The organism is Accumulibacter sp., assembly GCF_036625275.1.
Classification (GTDB): domain Bacteria; phylum Pseudomonadota; class Gammaproteobacteria; order Burkholderiales; family Rhodocyclaceae; genus Accumulibacter.
On the sequence record NZ_JAZKUD010000084.1, the window covers coordinates 1 to 17,801 of the forward strand.

Consider the following 17,801-nt stretch of genomic DNA (forward strand, 5'->3'; position numbering starts at 1 on the left):
CGGCCACGGCATCGGTATTTGTCATCCTTCCAACAATACCGAAATAATGGTCAGCTCGCAAAACGTTTCCACTCCCAACAGCTATTAGCCTCCGCAAGAGAGTCGAAAAACCGACATCCGACGGGGCTTTCTCCCCCCTTGCCGGGCGGCGACCCCGGCTTGCGTGTTGGCGCGTGTGTTCGGACAAAAAATAAACTAGACTAGTCTAACCAAGCCGGTGATTACGGAGACTGCCATGCAAACCGTTAGTTTGTTTGATGCCAAGACGCACTTGTCGCGCCTGGTCGACCAGATCGCTTCCGCTCAGGAGGACGAGATCGTCATTTCGCGCAACGGCAAGCCGGTAGCGCGGCTGCTTCCCATTGCAGCCGATGCCAGCCGGCGAATCGGCATTGCCAGGGGCGAATTTGAGGTTCCCGATGACATCGACGAACACAATGCCGAGGTTGCCAGCCTCTTCCTGGGGAAAGGCTGAGCATGCGATTGTTGCTGGATACGCAAATCGCGCTTTGGGCGCTGACGGGATCGAAGCGTCTTGGCAAGACCGCAGGCGATATGATCGAGGACCCCGCGAACGAGGTGTTCGTCAGCACCGCGACGGTTTGGGAGATCGCCATCAAGCACGCCTTGGGGAGGGGGGACATGCCGGTTTCAGGGACGCGTGCGGCCGCGCTATTTGCGCAGGCCGGCTATCGTGAATTGCCGGTCTCGTGGCGTCATGCTGCTGCCGTTGAAGGATTGCCCAATATCCACGCTGATCCGTTCGATCGCATCCTGCTCGCGCAATCGATGTGTGAGCCCATGCGCCTGCTTTCCCGTGACGCGACCGTGGTCCGCTACGGAGCCATCGTCCTGGCAGTGTAAGGCAGTCGCAACAGCAGCGGTTTCAGGTCGAACATTCGGGACCCGACGAGTGGGTTCCTGGCTGGCTCGCCGGGCGCCAAGATCGTCGGCAAGTCCTTCATCGCCGACAGGATGCCGCCGATATCGGACAGCGCGTCCAGCCGTTTGGCGTTCTCACGCCGACGGCTCATCGCGCCCTGTTCATGCGAAGGACATCTGCCTTGCCCACTCGCTGCAAAGCTTCCGGAAAGACCGGCTGCGTGCGAAGGCCTGCTGCAGATCCATGCGAGCCGAAAAAGCCGGCTGGTCGGTTGTTTCCCCATAACGGCCGCCGCACATGTGCGCCGTGATCCACCCCTTGGCATTGCGCGGACCTTCGGCATCAATCGCTTCAGCAGGCTTGAATGCGAAACCGCGTTGGCCATCGAGCGATTCAGCTGCGGCGATGAACCAGGCCTCGTATTCCTTGTTGGCCAGTACGACCGACACCCGACGGTGCGGAACGTATGCAATTGCTCGCTCGAGAATCTGTTTCCCCAACTCAGCCGGACAGTCATCATCGGCGTCGAGCAGCACGAGAATCCAACCGTTTTCGCCACACTTGGCGGCTGCCAGCAGCAAGTGCCGGCGGAACTCATCGTCCCGATTCAGGAATCGATCCCGATGAACGCGAATTGGCGGCAGCGCCTGCAAATGGACATCCGGAGTGCGCCAAGCGTTGATCCGTCGCAGCAGAATCGGCAGGGCGGCCACCTCGCCAGCGCCCTCGACAATCGCGGCGACCCCAATCACGGCTCGACCTCGCCAAAAAGGTCGGCCTGTTCCTGTGCCTGGGCAGCAAGCACTGCTCGATCAGGCGCCAGTTGATTCAACCGCAGCAGTTCTCCGGCCGAGAAAAGCTGGTCGCGCATGGCCATACGCGCGGCTTCGTCCAACGGCGCAATCCGCGTCTCACCGCCCTCGGAAACCACGGCCAGCAGGGCGTCGGCACTCAGCTCCCGGTCGTCCAGCAGGTCCGGGCTGTGGCTGGTAACGATCACCTGGGTGTCTTCCGAGGCGCGCGCAAGCGCCTCGCGCAAGGCCGCGCTGGCGGCCGGGTGCAGCGCCGTCTCGGGCTCCTCGATACCCACCAGTGATGGCGCATAATCCCGGTTTCCCTGGAACAGCGCGGTCAACACGCCGAGCGCTCGCAGGGTACCGTCAGACATGTTCTGCGCCGGGAATCGCCGCGGATGTTTTGCTCCAGCCATGTCCTGGCGGAACTCCAGGGTTTCCATCGGCCCAATCGGTTTGCGCTCGACGCCATGAACCATTGGCGCAACCGTCTGAAGATACTCCTGGATAATCTCCAGCCTGTGGGCGGCAACCCGTTCCAGATGCCCGATCACGCTCGCGATATTTTCCCCCACGGGTTTGAGCAAGCGTCCCTCCTGCGGCTTCTGCAGCTCGCGCATCAACTTCGGATTCAGGTTGTAGAAACCCATCGCCGTCAGGGCATCGAACGCCGGGCGAAACACCGCCATGCCCGACGCTGCCACCAGAGCCAGACGATCGGCGGTTACCGCTGGAAAGGTCCCCTCGCTGCTGGCTTTGAGGTTGCCGCGCTCGATACGGAAAAACGGACCCTTGCCGACACCGCCAATTACGCACTCCTCGCTTTGCACCTCGTAACCGCGGCCCGCCAGCGCGCCGATGTTGAAGGCGTAGTGGCCGGCCTGCCCGTTTCTCAACGCGAACTCCAGTCGAATGCCGAAGTTCGTCGGATGACCGCTGGAGCGCCGCCGCACCTCGTTCAATCCGCCACGTTCGTTCAGCGCATTGTCGAGCGAACCGGCCAGGGCGTCGCGCACGAGGTGCAGGGCGTCCAGAAAGTTGCTCTTCCCCGATCCGTTGGCACCCACCAGATAGGTGAGCGGGTTGAGGCGGACGTCGCAGTAACCAATGCTCTTGTAGTTGCGCAGGACCACACGCGTGAGAAAAACCGGATCAATCATTCCCTTGCTCCTTCTTGGTTCATATGAGCAAGCCCAACTCAGTTTGCCAAGCTGCCAGTCTGGACTGCTCGAGCATGGCTGCGCACAAAATTCGATGCACTTCATGGAAGGGCTCCGTGGCTACGAGTTCGTCCTGCACAGTCAGCAGTTGTGCCCGAACTTCCGCCTGCGTGTGTTCTGTCTGACCACGAGCGATCCGACGCTTCTCGCGGCCAATCAGCACGCTCTGCTGCTTCGCGTACTCGGCCTTGAACTCGCGGGTCCACCGGCTTGCCAGGTTCAGCAGCTTGTCAAGGTTGGTCACCCTTGCCGTGTCAGCGGCGTCGGTAGCCGCGCAGGTGATCGACAGCGTTTGCAGCACATAGTCGAGATGCAAGGCTCCGTGTCCCGGACGCAGGTACGGGTGGAACCAGTCATCAAAAACCCCTTGCGTGTGCACCGGTTGATCAGCTTTGTTTGACGTTGAATTGCACTCGCCGCAAATCGGCAGGAGGTTGTCTGCGCACACGCTCAACAGCGGAAAGGCACTCACGGCGATCCAGTGGTCCACTTCAGGCGTCTGACCGAGTGGCCCGCCGCATAGAACACACACTTCTCTGGCGTGGGGGACAGGGTTCAGTTGGTGTGCAGCTCGAAACGCCTGTAGAAACCCTGCATAAGTCATTCCACCGCTGGTCACCGGCGTACCGTTTGCCGCGTAGGGCAAACCGCTGCGCAGCCCTTTCCGGTAGAAGGCTTCCATCAGTTCCTTGAAAGCCTGCCAGGCGTCGTCCCGGATGGCAGGCTTGCTCAGTGGCCAGGCCGGCGGGTTGGGCTGGAACTGGGCCGCAAGCGCCGCGACTGCTTGTCCCCAGGTGAGCAAGGTCGCCTTGTCAGCGGGGGGCATCTCAGCAACTACCCGCGCCCGGTCCAGGAGTGTTCGACCGCCATCAACCTTCTGCAGGAAATTCCACAGCCAATCGGCTTCAATCTGCGTTGGCACGCGTGTAGGCTGCAGGTTGGCCTGTGTAATGTCTTTTGCGCTGACTGTCGGATCGCACAGCCAGGCCAGCAATTGCTCTTGCAGACGGCGACAGGCATGCAGCGCAGCGCCGCAAAAGGGCTGCACGATTGGCCTAAGCATTGCCGTCGCCGCGCCAGGTATTCAGCAGGGTGCGCAACTCGCTGCGGTAGAAACCCGAGCCCATTCGTGCGATCAGCTGTTCCAGTTGTTGAATGTCGGCAGGCGTGCCCGTCGCCTGCCGCAGCTTGCCCTCGATGAACTCTTGCGCCCGCTTGCCGATGCTGTCGTCGGCCTGGAAGACGGTCATCATCAAGGCGCTCGGGTCGGTGGCGAAGGTCTGTTGGTCCACCGAGCGTACGCTTGATCCGTCCGGCGTTTTCTCGACCATCACGATCTCGTCGTTGAACACGTCGGAGAGCACGATGGCGGAGTGTGTGGAGATCAAGACGTCGTTGGCCGTATTGCCAATCGCGTCATCGATGATGTCGATGATTTCGCGTTTCCACTTGTCGTTGAAATGCGTTTCCGGTTCGTCGAGCAGCAGCAGCGCATCCTGTTGGCCTTGGAGCAAATGGAACAGGGCCATTCGCCCCAACACCATCTGCTCGCCATCCGAAAGTTCCTCGTAGCGCAATACGCCAACGTCCTGGTCTTGCGCGCTCGGGCTGGTATGTGAACCAACTTTCGCTTGTCGCCGCAAGCGCAACTCGACATCGTCAAACAATCGGGCCTGATGCAGATCTGCCAGCCTGGCAAACCGCTCGAAGGCCGTTACGTCACGCCCGCCAAGCAGCGACCACAGTGCTTCGCCCTGCGTCGTGCTGATGCTCAGGCCGTCGTTGGGCATCAACGTTGGCACATCCTGGCCGCTGAATGTCCCCTTGAGGTCAAAATAGAGCGTGCGACGCGATTCGGTGGGGTGTGGCTCACCAATCCCCTCGCCGGCACACAACAGCCAGTCGTGCGCCGTCTCGCGCAAGACCCGGCTCCAGGACCTGGCTTGCAGACGACAACGGAAGGCCACCGACACCAGGTGATGCCAGCCGCCGCGCTCCAGCAGGGCTTGCAGTGGCGAAATGCTGTAGGCGCCACCGCCGAATCTGGCCATCAGGGCATCCACTTCAGGTCTTTCGGGATAGTCCGCCGTCGCGACGAATGCCTCCGGCAGAGCTACGGCCAGCAGGGCGCACTTGAGCAAGATCGGATTCAACAGGATGGGGCGTCGGAACAGGGCAGATGGCAAGGTCGTCACCGAAGTGGCCTCATCCTGCCCAAGCTCTGTAACTTCCTCTTGCTCGCCAGTCGGAAGCATGGCTTCCTGGGCATCTGTCCAGCCGACCGGCCGTTCGCTGGCCGGGTCGTAGATATCATCGGCGGCGCCCGAGTCGAAGCCCGAGGCATCGTGGTGGCGGTGCCAGATCGAGCGCCACGGCCGCAGATCGCCGGTGGTATAGGCCAGAACGGCCTTTGGCAAGGCAATGCCGGCACTCTGCGGCCAGGAACCCTGCCTGATCAACGGCGTAAAGCCACCTGGGCCACCGCCGGTCCTGGCGCGCATCAGCTTAATGGCATCTTCGAAGCGTTCGGCTGACGTGTCATCGGCCCAATGGAACCCCCTTCCTGATACCCACAGGCTGGCCTCGCTCCTGGTGCCGGGGCAATCGACCACCAACGTGTAGTGATCCGGACTGCCGCGGCGGCCCAACTCGTAGATCAGACTGACCGGGAACGGCGGCAAGCGCTCGTCGGCCAACGCCAGAAAGACTTCGGCCACCGCACGCAGCAGGTTGGACTTGCCGCTGCCGTTCACGCCGACGACAAACCGAATGGCGCACTCGCGCTGCAACGGCGATCCGCTGGCGAAACGCACCGCCAGGTCCTTGATCGGCGGGTAATGGCGCAGGTGCAGATAGCGCAGCCTCATTCACCGACCTCTCCAGCAGGAGAAAGAGGACGACGCAAAGCCTCGACATCCGCAAACTGCGTATGTTCATCGTCGCGCAGTGGCCGGAAGGCTTGCAGGTACTGGCGATCCAGCGTGAGGGGGTTGATGTGGGGCAGCGTGATCCTGGCGATCAGCCCGAGAGCGGCCAACTGGCTCAGCGTGCGGCGAATGCGGTCGGGTGAGTACGAGAAGCCGGCCAATTGCTCGGTGAGGGCGTCGTCGGCGCAGAACGCGGCAAACGTGTCCGGGTCGTCGGCCACCAATGGATGGGCCGCGTAGCTTACGAAGGCGTAGAACACTTGCTGCTGAAACTTGCTCAGTTCGGCGAGCAGCCAGCTGCGGGTTGGGCGGGTGATGACGAAGGGGTATGCTGGCAGAGCGTTGACAGTAATGCGACTGAAGCCTTTTGTGCCTCGTGCTCGCAGGACTTGTTCCCTTGCCATGGTCGCTTGTTCGATTTCTTCTTGGTGGCCATTGCGCCAGTTTGTAGTCAGTTCTCCCGTAAACGCGGTAATACGCAGTTCATCCACCAACTCCTTGTGGCCTTCAGCTTGAGCAGTTGTCGTCTGATTCAACAGGCGAACGGCATGGAGAAACTTGGAGAACTCCTCTTGTAATGGCGCTGGGGGCATTGGCATCCGTAATGTTCGGAGCGTATCGAGGTTGATGTTCATTTGTGCCGACTTCGGCGCTCGATGTTCGAAGAACTCCTGGTAGAAGCGCAAGCAGTACAGCACATATTCGCTACAAATACCTTCATATGGCGTGAAGGCGACAACGCTGTCGGGAAAGCAGGCATCAAACTCAAGAATGGCTGCTCTTGCGATATTGGCAGCGATGGTGATGCACAAGGTTCCCTTGGGCCACAGCTTGCTTTGGGCCAGACCAGCCTCGGAGTAGGTTGCCTGGTAAGTAGTGATCCAATCACCTGCATTAGATACATCGCCGGTTTGAATGAACGGATACGGCCCACCAATCAGATGGTTGGCATCACGTGGTCGGTGTTTAGAGACGCCTCGATCCAATATTCCAAAATCCTGAAAGGGCAACGAGTGGAAACCTTTCGGGTTTTCCGCAGGATGCCCAAACATTTCGGCAAAGCGTTGTTTCGCCAGTTTGTCGACGATTGCTTCTGCATGCTTACGAAGGTCAGCGATAGACTCTCCCTGCCGCAGCACTTCGACAATTCGCTGTTGTTCGAGGACCGTAGGGAGCGGGATGGGGATTCGATCAAACGAATCGGCCGGTAGGCGTGGCAGATTGGCACCCGTGGCCGATTGAGAGACACGGACATGCACTGCAGGAGAACGCAGGTAGTGGAGGGCGAATTCGGGAAGAATCTCGCTGGAAGCTCTCAATGCCCAAATGTCGGTGCTGCAAATGCCGTCCTGTTCTGCTAGATGAACCTTGTTCAGATTGGGTCGGAGCTTGCCATAAAGAATGTCGCCTTTCTTGAACGCTGTTTTGATGCTCAGAATATCCGAGCCTTCAGTGACATCCTCAGCCGCTCGCAACAGGCGGCCAGTGTGGCTTTCGATATGTTCAAGGCCAACATAAAAGTGTGACAGGGTACTGGAAGTCTGCGGATCGACTTTGGTTTCGACCCGACCCAGCACGTCTCCTAGTCGGCCGGCCACCCAGGTATCCGGCAAGCTCATTCCCGCCCCTCCACCATCGCCAGCAACTTGTCGAGCCCACTAATGACTTGCTGCTCGGTGCTGCGCAGTTCACCAATCAACTCGCTGACGCTCTTGTCGCTCTTGAGCTGGGTGAAGTCGAAGGGCTTGTACTGGCCAGCGGAGAGGTTCCACTCACGTGCCTCGATGCAGTCCGGGTCGAGCAGCCCATCCTTGACCACAGCTTTCTCGTCGTAAAGCCTGGCGGTCAACATGGCCTCGACGTACTGCAACCGGACCTGGCTGTTGGCGTCGTGCGAGCCTTGAAGGGTGCCATCCTCCGACTGCCATTCCTCATTACGGGCCCATTCACGTACGGGGACGACCCAATGTTTTGCGGCGCTCAGTGGTGTCGTCTGGTCAATCGCCAGGCTGCGCAAGGTCACGTCAAATCCGTCCAGCTTGGCGACTTCGCGGGCGATCGTCTCCAATGCAGCAGGCAAGTCAGCTACCGGCTCATGTTCACCAAACTGTATTCTGGGCGCTTCGGTGATGGCTCGTTCGTGCCAGGACCAGCCGACGTTACGGGCTTCCCTGACCAGTTCTTTCCACAGCGGTAGTGCGGGACCATCTTCGGCTTCGAAAAAACGCTCCACCTCGCGCGCCGCGCGGTTGAAATCCTGCTGCGGGACCCTGACGGCCTTTTGCCACTCGGCCAGGGCCATCGCGACATCCATGGCGGTGCCGGTGCTGCTCCACTTTTGCCACACCGACCGGGTGGGCGCGGCGAAGTACCGAACTACCAGGTCTTCGAGCGCATTGCTGGCGGCATCGCGCACCTGCGTTTCGGCTGCCCTGGGATCGGCGGGCAACTCGGGGAACAACTCATGCAGGTTCCACACCTGGCCGTCCCACATGCTGGTGTCGGCCAGCGACGAAAACGCTTGACCTGCCGGCGTGAGCTTGTCGCCGGTATCGCGCAGGAACGCTTGCCGCCAGCGCTCCGCGCGAAAGCTCGGCTGCAGCAAGGTCTTCGAAACAAGTTCGGTACCGCTGCGGCCTTCGGCCAGCCAGACCTTGAACTTGACGAGCGCATCCCAGAGGTCGTTGCGCTGGCCTGGACGAGGATTGCGCTTGGCATCGCGGGAGAAACCGTCCTCCTCGACTTCATAGAACCACACGTACTCGGTTCTCGGGTTCTGGCCGGTGAAGCTTTGCTTCTCATCGCGGCGCGTCTCCTTGCGAAAGAGCAGAATCGATGTCTTGACGCCGGTGTAGGGTTGAAACACGCCACCGGGAAGCGAGATGACGCCTTCGACGACGTGCTCGGTGAGCAACTCACGCCGCAGCCGCACGTGCGCATCGGTGTTGCCGAACAGCACGCCCTCGGGAATGATGACCGCGCAGCGGCCACCGATTTGCAGCAGGTCCAGCATCAGCCACAGGAACAGCAACTCGCTCTTGTTGGTGAGGGCGTCGTCCTTCTTCTTTCCCTTGTCGGCCGCACGGGGAAAGAGCTTGCTGTCCCGCTCCAGGTCATTGCTGTCTACCGTGCCGGTAAACGGGGGATTGGCCAGCACAAAGTCGTAGGACTCGGGCGTCAGCAGTTCGGCCAACTCCGGCTTGCCATCGCGTTTGCTTAGGGAGTCGCCTTGCAGCAGGTGCGGGTCGCTCACGTCGTGCAGCACCAGGTTCATCCAGCCGATGCGCGCCATGGTCCGGTCGTTGTCGAGACCGACGAAGTTGCCGCCGTGGTGTATGGCTTCGTACTGGGTTCTGCTGGCGCCGGCGGCATCGGTGCGATGCGGTGCGCCATCCCATTCCAGGACCAGGTTATCGGGTGCCGAATACTTGCGCATCAGGTATTGCTGGGCGCTGAACAGGAAGCCGCCGGTGCCTGCCGCCGGGTCGATGATGCGCTGACCGGGCTCGGGGTCGAGCAGTTCGACCATGAAGCGGATCAAATGGCGCGGGGTGCGGAACTGGCCGTTCTTGCCTGCCGTGGCCATTTCGCTGAGCAGGTATTCAAAGGTGTCGCCCATGATGTCCTGGGCAGCGGAACTGCCACCGGCACGGGCGAAGAGCTGGTCAATGGTATCAATGGCATCGGACAGGACCTTGCCCTTGTTCGGATCGAGCTGGAAGTAGGCATCGGCCATGCGGTTGTTAAGGCTCGCCAGCTCGGTGCCTTCGGCGCTGGCGCTGGAGAAGTGCTTGTCCAGTTCGCGCAACCAGGGAAATACCACTTCGATCAGGTGCGAGGGATTGGTCTTCTCCTGGCGAATGTAGCTCCACTTGCAGTTCTCCTTGCCGGCGTAGATCGACGGGAATCCCCGCTGTTGGCGCTTGAGGTCGATGTCTTCCAGCCGTTTTAGAAACAGCAGATAGGTGATCTGTTCGACCGCGACCAGAGGGTTGGTGAGGCCGGCGGCCCAGAACCGGTTCCAGAGTTCATCGACTTTTTTCTTGATTTGCGGAGCTAGCATCTAAGGTTTTCCTGTTTGGTTCAGGCCGCTTCCGCGTCCAACCGATTGGCGAAGTCGACGAGTTCTTCAATGTCCTGCGCGGGAAAGATCGCCTCGACGCGTCCGATGCGCGACAGCGGCGGCTCGCTGAGCGCGGCGCGGGTGATGCGGCCATGCCGCATCACAGCGGCCTTTACCGCACGCAGAAAATTGAGTTGATTGGCGCGCAGGTAGCCGTGTTGGGCAATGAAGGCATCGAACGCGGCATTGACGCGCTTCTCGCGATTCGGCAAGTGCGCGTCCTGGCAGAGGATGTGGCGCAAGAAATCGGCGAGTGATGCGGCCGGCGCCTCAAAGGCCTTGCGCAGGGTGTCTTCGGTGACAAACAGATCGGCCTGGTTGAGCGTCTGGCTGACGCGCTCGAGTTCGCCCTCCGAAAGGATTTCGCCTTTCTTGAGCCTGGCCAGTTCGGGCAACTGGTCTGCCAGACGACGGACCAGCGCTTCGACCTGCTCCCGGTAGCTTGCGGCAAAGGCACCCTCCCCGGAGGGACCGTAGATGATCCAAGATCGCTCGGTGATGGTGTCGGGCAGGTCGATTTCGACCGTCGTGCTGGGCAGCGCAATTCGGTAGCGCATCAAGGGCGCAAAGGTGGCCTGCAGCGTGGCCAGCCGGGCGAGATCCAGGTGCTGCCAGAAGCCTGCCGAGCGAACCCAGGCTCGTTGTTCCTGCACGCGCTGTACCGCAGGAATGTTGTCGGCGAGGCTGGCAATGGCTTCCAGGATGCGTGCCTTGACCTTGGCTTGTTCTCCCCGATCGGACTTCAACCAGGCAACGCCAAGTCGTTCGCACCAGATACGGAACTGGAGTTCCTCAAGCCCGCAGAGCGGGGCGAGGCGCAGGAGTGGTGCGATGGTCTTGCTAAGGTGCTCCTGCACCGCCTGGCTGGGGGCTGGCCATTGCTGCAACAGCGCGTCGAGTTCGTCCCAGTGGGGGCGCACGTCGATACTTTGCCGTGGCAGCGCGGCCAACATCGCCTGCAGTTCATCGACGACAGGCTGTGTGTTTTCCCGCTGGGCGTGCAGCAAGTGCCATTGTTCGAGTCGCAAGCGGAAAAGCCTGACCGGTAGCGGCTCGGAAGGGTGATCCACTTCGCCATCGGGCTTGAGCTTGAACCAGGCAAAGTTTTTCCAGTGGTCGATGATCAAAAAGTCCTGCTTGACCTCGCCAGTGGTCCTGTCGGTGTACGGGCGGGTGCCGCGTCCGATCATTTGCCAGAACTTGACCTTGCTGAAAATCGGTTTGGCAAAAACGAGGTTGCGAATGGGCGGCACGTCAATGCCGGTATCGAGCATGTCGACCGAGATGGCGACCCGCGGCATGCTTCTGTACTTGAAGTCGTCAAGCGTGGCATCGGCACGTTCCATATGGCTGTCGATAATCTCGGCCATGCCCTGGCGCTGCAGCTCGGGGTAAAGCCGGTTGAAGCTTTCGTAAAAGCGCTTGGCGTGTGCATGGCTGACGGCGAAGATGATTGCCTTGTGCGGCAGGCCACGGATATCCTTGCGGCTCTTGTCCATGAACTCGCGCACCATGGCATCGTTGGTGCCCTGGTTGACGACGCCTTTCTCGATGTCGCTGCCTTCGAAGTTGAGTTCGTCGAGTTCCACACCCTGGTCGCGAGCCATCTGCTGCAAGGGTTCGGGCAGTGCGTCGCCCTGAATGCCCTTGAGCTGGAAGTGGGTCTGGGCGTCCAGCACCCGGTAGTTGACGAGGTTTCCGTCCTCGATGGCCTGCTCGTAGCTGTAGTAGTAGGTCGGTGCGCCGTCGCCACAATCGAACAGTTCGAAAGTGTTGTGGTCGATGTAGTCGGTCGGCGTCGCGGTGAGGCCCAGCTGGATGGCGTCAAAGTGATCGAAGATGGCCTTGTAGCGCTGGTAGATCGAGCGATGGCTCTCGTCAGCGATGATCAAATCGTAATACCCGACTGACAGGCGATCGTACACCCGCATCATGCTGGGGTAGGTCGAGAACTGGATGCGTGCGCCAGAGGTTTCGCCGTTCTCGATGCGCGCGAGACTCTCGTTCGGAAGATACGACTTGAACTCCGACATAGCCTGGCGAACGAGCTCGCGCCGGTCGGCCAGAAATAGCACACGCTGCACTCGTCTGGCACGCAGCAAGGTGTCGACCAGGGCTATGGTTGTGCGGGTCTTGCCGGTGCCAGTAGCCATGACCAACAGGAATCGGCGTTTGGCGGCATCAATGCCTTCGGTGACGCGGCGGATCGCCTCGTTCTGGTAGTCCCGACCGGCGATGCCGGGGTTGATCGCGACGTCTCGGAGCGGCTGTGCGTGCCGCTGCTGGTGTCTAAGCCTCTCCAGGTCGTCGCGCGTATAAAAGCCGCCGATCTTTCTCGGCGGGTAGCGGTCAAGATCCCAGAACTGGATTTCCTTGCCATTGGTAAGAAAAACGAACGGATTGATTCCGAACCGGGCCTTGATCGCAGACGCGTAATCGGCCGCCTGGCGTTTTCCCACGAGTTCATCGCGAGACGTTCGCTTGGCCTCGACAACGGCCAAAGGCTGACCATCGGAACCCAGCAGAACGTAATCGGCAAACTGCCCATGGCGATACGCGCTATCGGGTTGCTCGACATGCAGGACCATTTCTTCAACGAGTGTTCGTCGGCTCTTCGACCAACCGGCGCGCGCCAGCTGGGCGTCGATCAGTTCAGTGCGGGTTGAAGCTTCGCTGCGCTCGGCTGATGCCACTCCTCACTCTCCCGGTTCAGCACGTTGAGGCTGTTAGTGTATCGGACAGCGCTTCCAGTCGTCTGGCAATCTCACGCCGGCGGCTCATCGCGCGCCTCCTGCGGCCAGCCGGCGAAGGCATCCCGCCACGCTTCGATCTCGCTCTGCTCGCATCCGAGGATCAGCAGTGCCGCCATCCTGCCGCCACCGTAACGCGATTCGAGACATGTCGAATAGGCGAGCAGTCGCGGGTACCGATAGACGATAGCGGTACGATCATCGGTCATCGTTAGCGGCCACCCGCGGGTGTCGGCGTTGTCGCCAGCAAAGCGCGTACCCTGCCCCCTGGAGCCGCAGGAGTTGCCGATGCAGAGGAAGGGAACACTCATGCCCTGATGTCGGTTGTCAGTGGCGAAAAGAGCGGTTTACAAATTTCAACGATTCTAGCAATATAAAAACGTTTCACAACGTGACGCTGCTCGCGGCGTTCAATTCTTCGGCTCACTGGGTGTCCAGCCGAGCACCACTCACCATTCGGAGGAGCAAGAAATGACGGTCAAGGTTGGCATCAACGGTTTCGGTCGCATCGGCAGGCTGGCGCTGCGCGCAGCGTGGGACTGCCCGGAGCTGGAGTTCGTGCATATCAACGAGCCGAACGGGCCGGTCGATTCCGCGGCGCACCTGCTGGAATTCGATTCTGTGCATCGCCGTTGGCCGCACGAGGTTGGCGCCAGCAACGGGCGGATGGTGATCGACGGCAAGACGATTGGCTACAGCACCGCCAAGGATGTTGCTGGTGGTCCGTGGAGCGAGGCCGGCGTGGACATCGTTCTCGAAGCCAGCGGCAAGTGGCGCACGGTTGAGGAACTGTCACCCTACCTGGCGGCGGGCGTGAAAAAAGTGATCGTTGCCGCGCCGGTCAAGGGCGGCGATACGCTGAACATCGTCATGGGCGTCAATGACCAGCTCTATGACCCGGCCCGTGACCACATCGTCACTGCGGCATCGTGCACCACCAACTGCCTGGCACCGGTGGTCAAGGTTGTGCACGAAGCGATCGGCATTTCGCACGGCATGATCACCACCATCCACAGTTCGACCAATACCCAGAGCGTGCACGACCAGATGCACAAGGACCTGCGTCGCGCACGCGCTTCGAGCCTGTCGCTGGTGCCGACGACAACCGGTTCGGCGACGGCGATCGCGCTGATCTTCCCCGAGCTGAAAGGCAAACTCGACGGCCACGCAGTGCGCGTACCGCTGCTCAACGCGTCGATTACCGACTGCGTCTTCGAGATGCAGCGTCCAACGACGGTCGAAGAGGTCAATGGCCTGCTCAAGGCGGCTGCCGCAGGGGCCCTCAAGGGGATCCTCGGCTATGAAGAGCGGCCTCTGGTGTCGATGGACTACTGCGGCGATCCGCGCTCGTCGATCGTTGATGCGGCGCACACCCTGGTCATCAACGGCACGATGGTCAAGATTTACGCCTGGTACGACAACGAATGGGGTTACGCCAATCGTTACGTCGAACTGGCGCGCAAGCTGGCGGCGTCGCTGTAAGTACGCTTTGGTCGATTTGTTTCACCGGGGCCGTCGCCGCTGCCTAGCGGGCGATGGCCTCGCTGCACTGGCACCCCACCCCCATTGAAGGAAGAGCATGAGCGATCCCTCCGCCGACAAGACAGCCACGGCGCGCGCCGGCCTGCGCAACTACGTCTTGGTCACCGCCGCCTACTGGTCCGATACGGTGACCGACGGCGCCACCCGCATGCTGGTCCTGTTCTATTTCTACAACCTCGGATACACACCACTTGCGGTTGCGTCGCTGTTCATCTTCTATGAAGTCTTCGGCATCCTGACCAACCTCTTCGGTGGCTACATCGGCGCCCGTTTCGGGCTCAAGACGACGCTGTTCATCGGGCTCGGGACGCAGCTCGTGGCGTTGTCGATGCTCGCCTTTGCGCCCCAGGCCTGGCTGATCGTCGCCTGGGTCATGGCCTCGCAGGCACTGAGCGGGATCGCCAAGGACATGACCAAGATGAGTTCGAAGAGCGCGGTCAAGCTGATCGTTCCCGAGAATGCCTCGGCAACGCTGTACCGCTGGGTGTCGGTCCTGACCGGGTCGAAGAATGCACTGAAAGGGGTGGGCTTCTTCCTCGGCGGTCTGCTGCTGACCCTGCTCGACTTCCAGACAGCGCTCAAGCTGCTGGTTGCACTGGTCGGCACGACCTTGATCCTCACCGCCATCCTGATGCGCGGCGGCCTCGGCCAGGCCAACAAGAAGGCCAAGTTCGGGCAGATGTTCTCGCGCAACGGCGCGGTCAACAAGCTTGCCGCGGCGCGCATTTTTCTCTTCGGTGCGCGCGACGTCTGGTTCGTCGTCGGTCTGCCGGTTTTCCTCTCCAGCGTGCTCGGCTGGACTTTCTGGCAGTCAGGCGGCTTTCTCGCGGTTTGGGTGATTGGTTACGGCATCGTCCAGGCGGCGACGCCGGGTCTGTTGCGTAGCCGCGTCGAGGAGAGGCATGAGCCCGATGGGCGGACGGCGACAATTCTCGCCTTCGTCCTCGCCGCGCTGCCGGCCGGCATCGCCCTCGCTCTCGGCGCCGGGGTCGCGCCAAGCATTGTCGTCGTCGCCGGACTGATCATCTTCGGGGCGGTTTTTGCCTTGAACTCGGCGGTGCACTCCTACCTGATTCTCGCCTACACCGACAGCGACAAGGTCGCGATGAGCGTCGGCTTTTACTACATGGCCAATGCCGCCGGTCGTCTCGCCGGCACGGTGCTGTCCGGGGCCCTCTATCAGTGGGGTCTGCAGAGCGGACCGAGCAACGGTCTGATCGCCTGCCTGTGGGCATCGTCGGCCTTCGTGCTCATCGCCGGCCTGCTGTCGCTGCTGCTGCCACGCAACCTCGGCCCGAGGAGCAAGCCGATCAAGCTCGACGACCTCGGGGAGTAGCGCAGGCGGCGCGATCAATGGCGATTTCAACCGTGCCCCTTGACCGCGATCCGGGAAGCTTCTCTGATGGCCACCGCTCTGGGTGACGATACAGCTCGCAAACCGCGCACCCCTATATCACCTGCCCGTCAGGCGCGATTGAGGGGTTTCACTCAGGCTACCTATACTCCAGCCGTTGTATCCGGACGCAACTTCACCGCCAGTTCAAACCCATGAGCGAATACAAATACTACGAATTCCAGGCCATAGACCGACCGCTCACCACCGCCGAAATGGGCGAGCTGCGGGCGGTCTCGACGCGGGCGCGCATCACGCCGACGAGTTTCGTGAACGAGTATGCGTGGGGCGACTTCAAGGGTCAGCCTGACGTCTGGATGGAGCGTTACTTCGACGCCTTCCTCTACCTCGCCAACTGGGGCACGCACATCCTGAAGCTGCGCCTGCCGCCGCGCCTGCTGAATCCGGCAACCGCCCTCGCCTACTTCGGCAGCGACAGCGCCTTCGTCAATGTGAAGTCCGGCAAGGTCATCCTCTCCTTCTCCTCCGACGACGAGGATGGCGGTGAGTGGGTCGAGGGCGAAGGACAGCTCTCGTCGCTAATTTCGGTCCGTGCCGAGCTGGCACGCGGTGATCTGCGAGCGCTCTACCTCGGCTGGCTGCTGCGGGTGCAAGCGGGAGAGATCGACAGCAAGGAAGCGGAGCCGCCGGTGCCGCCGGGCCTTGGCCAACTCAGTGCCTCTCTCGACAGTCTGGCGGACTTCCTGCGTATTGACGGCGACTTACTCCACGTTGCCGCGAAGGCAAGTTCGCCACTCCCGGACCTTGCGCTCGATCGTGACGAGTTTCTTGCCTGGGTTGGCACGCTGGCCACCGCCGAAAAGGACGAGTTGATCACGAAACTCGTCGTCGAGTCGGATCAGGCCGCTGTCGCGGAGCTGCTGCAACGCTTCCTACGGCAACGCAGCGCTGCCGGCGCAGGGCCGGTGACCAGCGGCAGGACTGTCGGGCAACTGCTCGCGGCTGCAGCGGCGCACACCAAGCAGAGGAAACGCATCGAGGCCGAGAAACAGACCGCGGAAAGGGTACGGCGCGAGCGGGAGGCGGCAGCCGCCAGGGAGAAGCACCTGGACAGCCTCGTCGGGCGTGAGGCCCGACTGTGGACCGAAATCGAAACGCTCGTCGCGACCACGCAGGCGGCCGGCTATGATCAAGCCGTGCGGCACTTGGTCGACCTGCGGGACCTCGCTACGCGCGGCAGGGGCGGCGACTTTCGGCTGCGCCTCGAGTCGCTGCGCCAGGCGCACGCGCGCAAGCTCGCCTTCATCAAACGACTGGACAAGGCGGGCTTGTGATGGGCCAGACCGGAATGAAAAAAGGCATCGCCGCAGCGATGCCTTTTCCCGTCTTGCGGCGCAGTCTAGAAGCCGGCGCCCTTGATTGACTTCAGGCCCTTGTAGACGGCCTTGCTGCCCAGTTGCTCCTCGATGCGCAGCAGCTGGTTGTACTTGCAGATGCGGTCGGTGCGCGACAGCGAACCGGTCTTGATCTGCCCGGCACCGGTTCCGACGGCGAGGTCGGCAATGAAGGAGTCTTCGGTCTCGCCCGAGCGATGCGAAGAGATCACGCCATAGCCGGCTTTCTGCGCCATCTTGATGGCGTCGAGCGTTTCAGTGACGGTGCCGATCTGGTTCACCTTGATCAGGATTGCGTTGGCCGCCTTCATGTCGATGCCCTGCTTCAGGCGGGTCGGGTTGGTGACAAAGAAGTCGTCGCCGACAATTTGCACCTTGCTGCCGAGCGCCTTGGTCAGTTTGACATAGCCTTCCCAGTCGCTCTGGTCGAGGCCATCCTCGATCGACACGATCGGGTACTTCTTGCACCAGTCGGTGTACACCGCAATCATCTCGTCGTCAGTAAACAGCTTGTCGGGATTCGACTTCCAGAACTTGTAGCCCTTGCGGCCACCTTCATCAAAGAGTTCGGAAGAAGCACAGTCGAGTGCGATGGCGATCTGCTTGCCGGGCTTGTAACCAGCGGCGACGATTGCCTGCATGACGACTTCGAGCGATTCGTCGTTGGTCAGGTTAGGCGCGAAGCCGCCTTCGTCGCCGACCGCCGTCACATGCCCGCCCTTCTTGAGGATGCCCTTCAGCGCGTGAAACACTTCGGTGATCCATTGCAGGCCTTGCGAGAACGACTCGGCGCCGACCGGCATGATCATGAACT

Annotated in this window: 15 protein-coding genes; 5 read left to right on the top strand and 10 right to left on the bottom strand. The window is 61.2% G+C overall.

Annotation, left to right across the window (positions count from 1 at the left end):
• The first annotated feature begins 235 nt into the window (after positions 1-235).
• Together V5B39_RS18230 and V5B39_RS18235 are read left to right on the top strand one after the other, a co-directional pair.
• On the top strand, positions 236-475 hold the full coding sequence (locus V5B39_RS18230) for a type II toxin-antitoxin system Phd/YefM family antitoxin (protein WP_332344291.1): 240 nt from the start codon (positions 236-238) through the stop codon (positions 473-475).
• Between the two features lie 2 nt (positions 476-477).
• Entirely contained in the window at positions 478-864 is a 387-nt protein-coding gene (locus tag V5B39_RS18235) for a type II toxin-antitoxin system VapC family toxin (RefSeq protein WP_332344292.1), read from the top strand.
• Here the strand turns inward: V5B39_RS18235 and V5B39_RS18240 are convergent.
• From V5B39_RS18240 to V5B39_RS18280, 9 genes are all read right to left on the bottom strand, one after another.
• On the bottom strand, positions 837-1,034 hold the full coding sequence (locus V5B39_RS18240; protein ID WP_332344293.1) for a hypothetical protein: 198 nt from the start codon (positions 1,032-1,034) through the stop codon (positions 837-839). The genes V5B39_RS18235 and V5B39_RS18240 overlap by 28 nt on opposite strands.
• Before the next feature lie 10 nt (positions 1,035-1,044).
• Positions 1,045-1,635, bottom strand: a complete 591-nt coding sequence (locus V5B39_RS18245) for a DUF4276 family protein (protein ID WP_332344294.1) — start codon at positions 1,633-1,635, stop codon at positions 1,045-1,047.
• Positions 1,632-2,837: an AAA family ATPase gene (locus V5B39_RS18250; RefSeq protein WP_332344295.1), complete on the bottom strand. Its 1,206-nt coding sequence runs from the start codon at positions 2,835-2,837 to the stop codon at positions 1,632-1,634. Before V5B39_RS18250 ends, V5B39_RS18245 begins: the two co-directional genes overlap by 4 nt.
• Before the next feature lie 19 nt (positions 2,838-2,856).
• Positions 2,857-3,960 carry a hypothetical protein gene (locus tag V5B39_RS18255; RefSeq protein ID WP_332344296.1) on the bottom strand — a complete coding sequence of 368 codons (1,104 nt, stop codon included), beginning with the start codon at positions 3,958-3,960 and terminating at the stop codon, positions 2,857-2,859.
• Complete coding sequence (locus V5B39_RS18260; RefSeq protein WP_332344297.1) at positions 3,953-5,764, bottom strand: AAA family ATPase; 1,812 nt, start codon at positions 5,762-5,764, stop codon at positions 3,953-3,955. The genes V5B39_RS18255 and V5B39_RS18260 overlap by 8 nt, the downstream gene beginning before the upstream one ends.
• Positions 5,761-7,443: a restriction endonuclease subunit S gene (locus V5B39_RS18265; protein ID WP_332344298.1), complete on the bottom strand. Its 1,683-nt coding sequence runs from the start codon at positions 7,441-7,443 to the stop codon at positions 5,761-5,763. The genes V5B39_RS18260 and V5B39_RS18265 overlap by 4 nt, the downstream gene beginning before the upstream one ends.
• Positions 7,440-9,887: a type I restriction-modification system subunit M gene (locus V5B39_RS18270; protein ID WP_332344299.1), complete on the bottom strand. Its 2,448-nt coding sequence runs from the start codon at positions 9,885-9,887 to the stop codon at positions 7,440-7,442. The genes V5B39_RS18265 and V5B39_RS18270 overlap by 4 nt, the downstream gene beginning before the upstream one ends.
• A 20-nt stretch (positions 9,888-9,907) precedes the next feature.
• On the bottom strand, positions 9,908-12,535 hold the full coding sequence (locus V5B39_RS18275) for a DEAD/DEAH box helicase family protein (RefSeq protein WP_434735721.1): 2,628 nt from the start codon (positions 12,533-12,535) through the stop codon (positions 9,908-9,910).
• Positions 12,536-12,711: 176 nt separating this feature from the next.
• Positions 12,712-13,008, bottom strand: a complete 297-nt coding sequence (locus V5B39_RS18280) for a hypothetical protein (protein WP_332344301.1) — start codon at positions 13,006-13,008, stop codon at positions 12,712-12,714.
• A 160-nt stretch (positions 13,009-13,168) separates the two neighbouring features.
• On the opposite strand from V5B39_RS18280, the gene V5B39_RS18285 reads away from it, so the two are divergent.
• The 3 genes from V5B39_RS18285 to V5B39_RS18295 all read left to right on the top strand — a co-directional run bounded on the left by V5B39_RS18285 (position 13,169) and on the right by V5B39_RS18295 (position 16,927).
• Complete coding sequence (locus V5B39_RS18285; RefSeq protein WP_332344302.1) at positions 13,169-14,179, top strand: ArsJ-associated glyceraldehyde-3-phosphate dehydrogenase; 1,011 nt, start codon at positions 13,169-13,171, stop codon at positions 14,177-14,179.
• Between the two features lie 97 nt (positions 14,180-14,276).
• On the top strand, positions 14,277-15,575 hold the full coding sequence (gene arsJ / locus V5B39_RS18290; RefSeq protein WP_332344303.1) for an organoarsenical effux MFS transporter ArsJ: 1,299 nt from the start codon (positions 14,277-14,279) through the stop codon (positions 15,573-15,575).
• A gap of 212 nt (positions 15,576-15,787) precedes the next feature.
• Positions 15,788-16,927 carry a hypothetical protein gene (locus V5B39_RS18295; RefSeq protein WP_332344304.1) on the top strand — a complete coding sequence of 380 codons (1,140 nt, stop codon included), beginning with the start codon at positions 15,788-15,790 and terminating at the stop codon, positions 16,925-16,927.
• Positions 16,928-16,992: 65 nt separating this feature from the next.
• On the opposite strand, the gene eno is transcribed toward V5B39_RS18295, so the two are convergent.
• The coding region (gene eno, locus V5B39_RS18300) for a phosphopyruvate hydratase (protein WP_332344305.1) at positions 16,993-17,801 on the bottom strand (809 nt) is incomplete at its 5' end.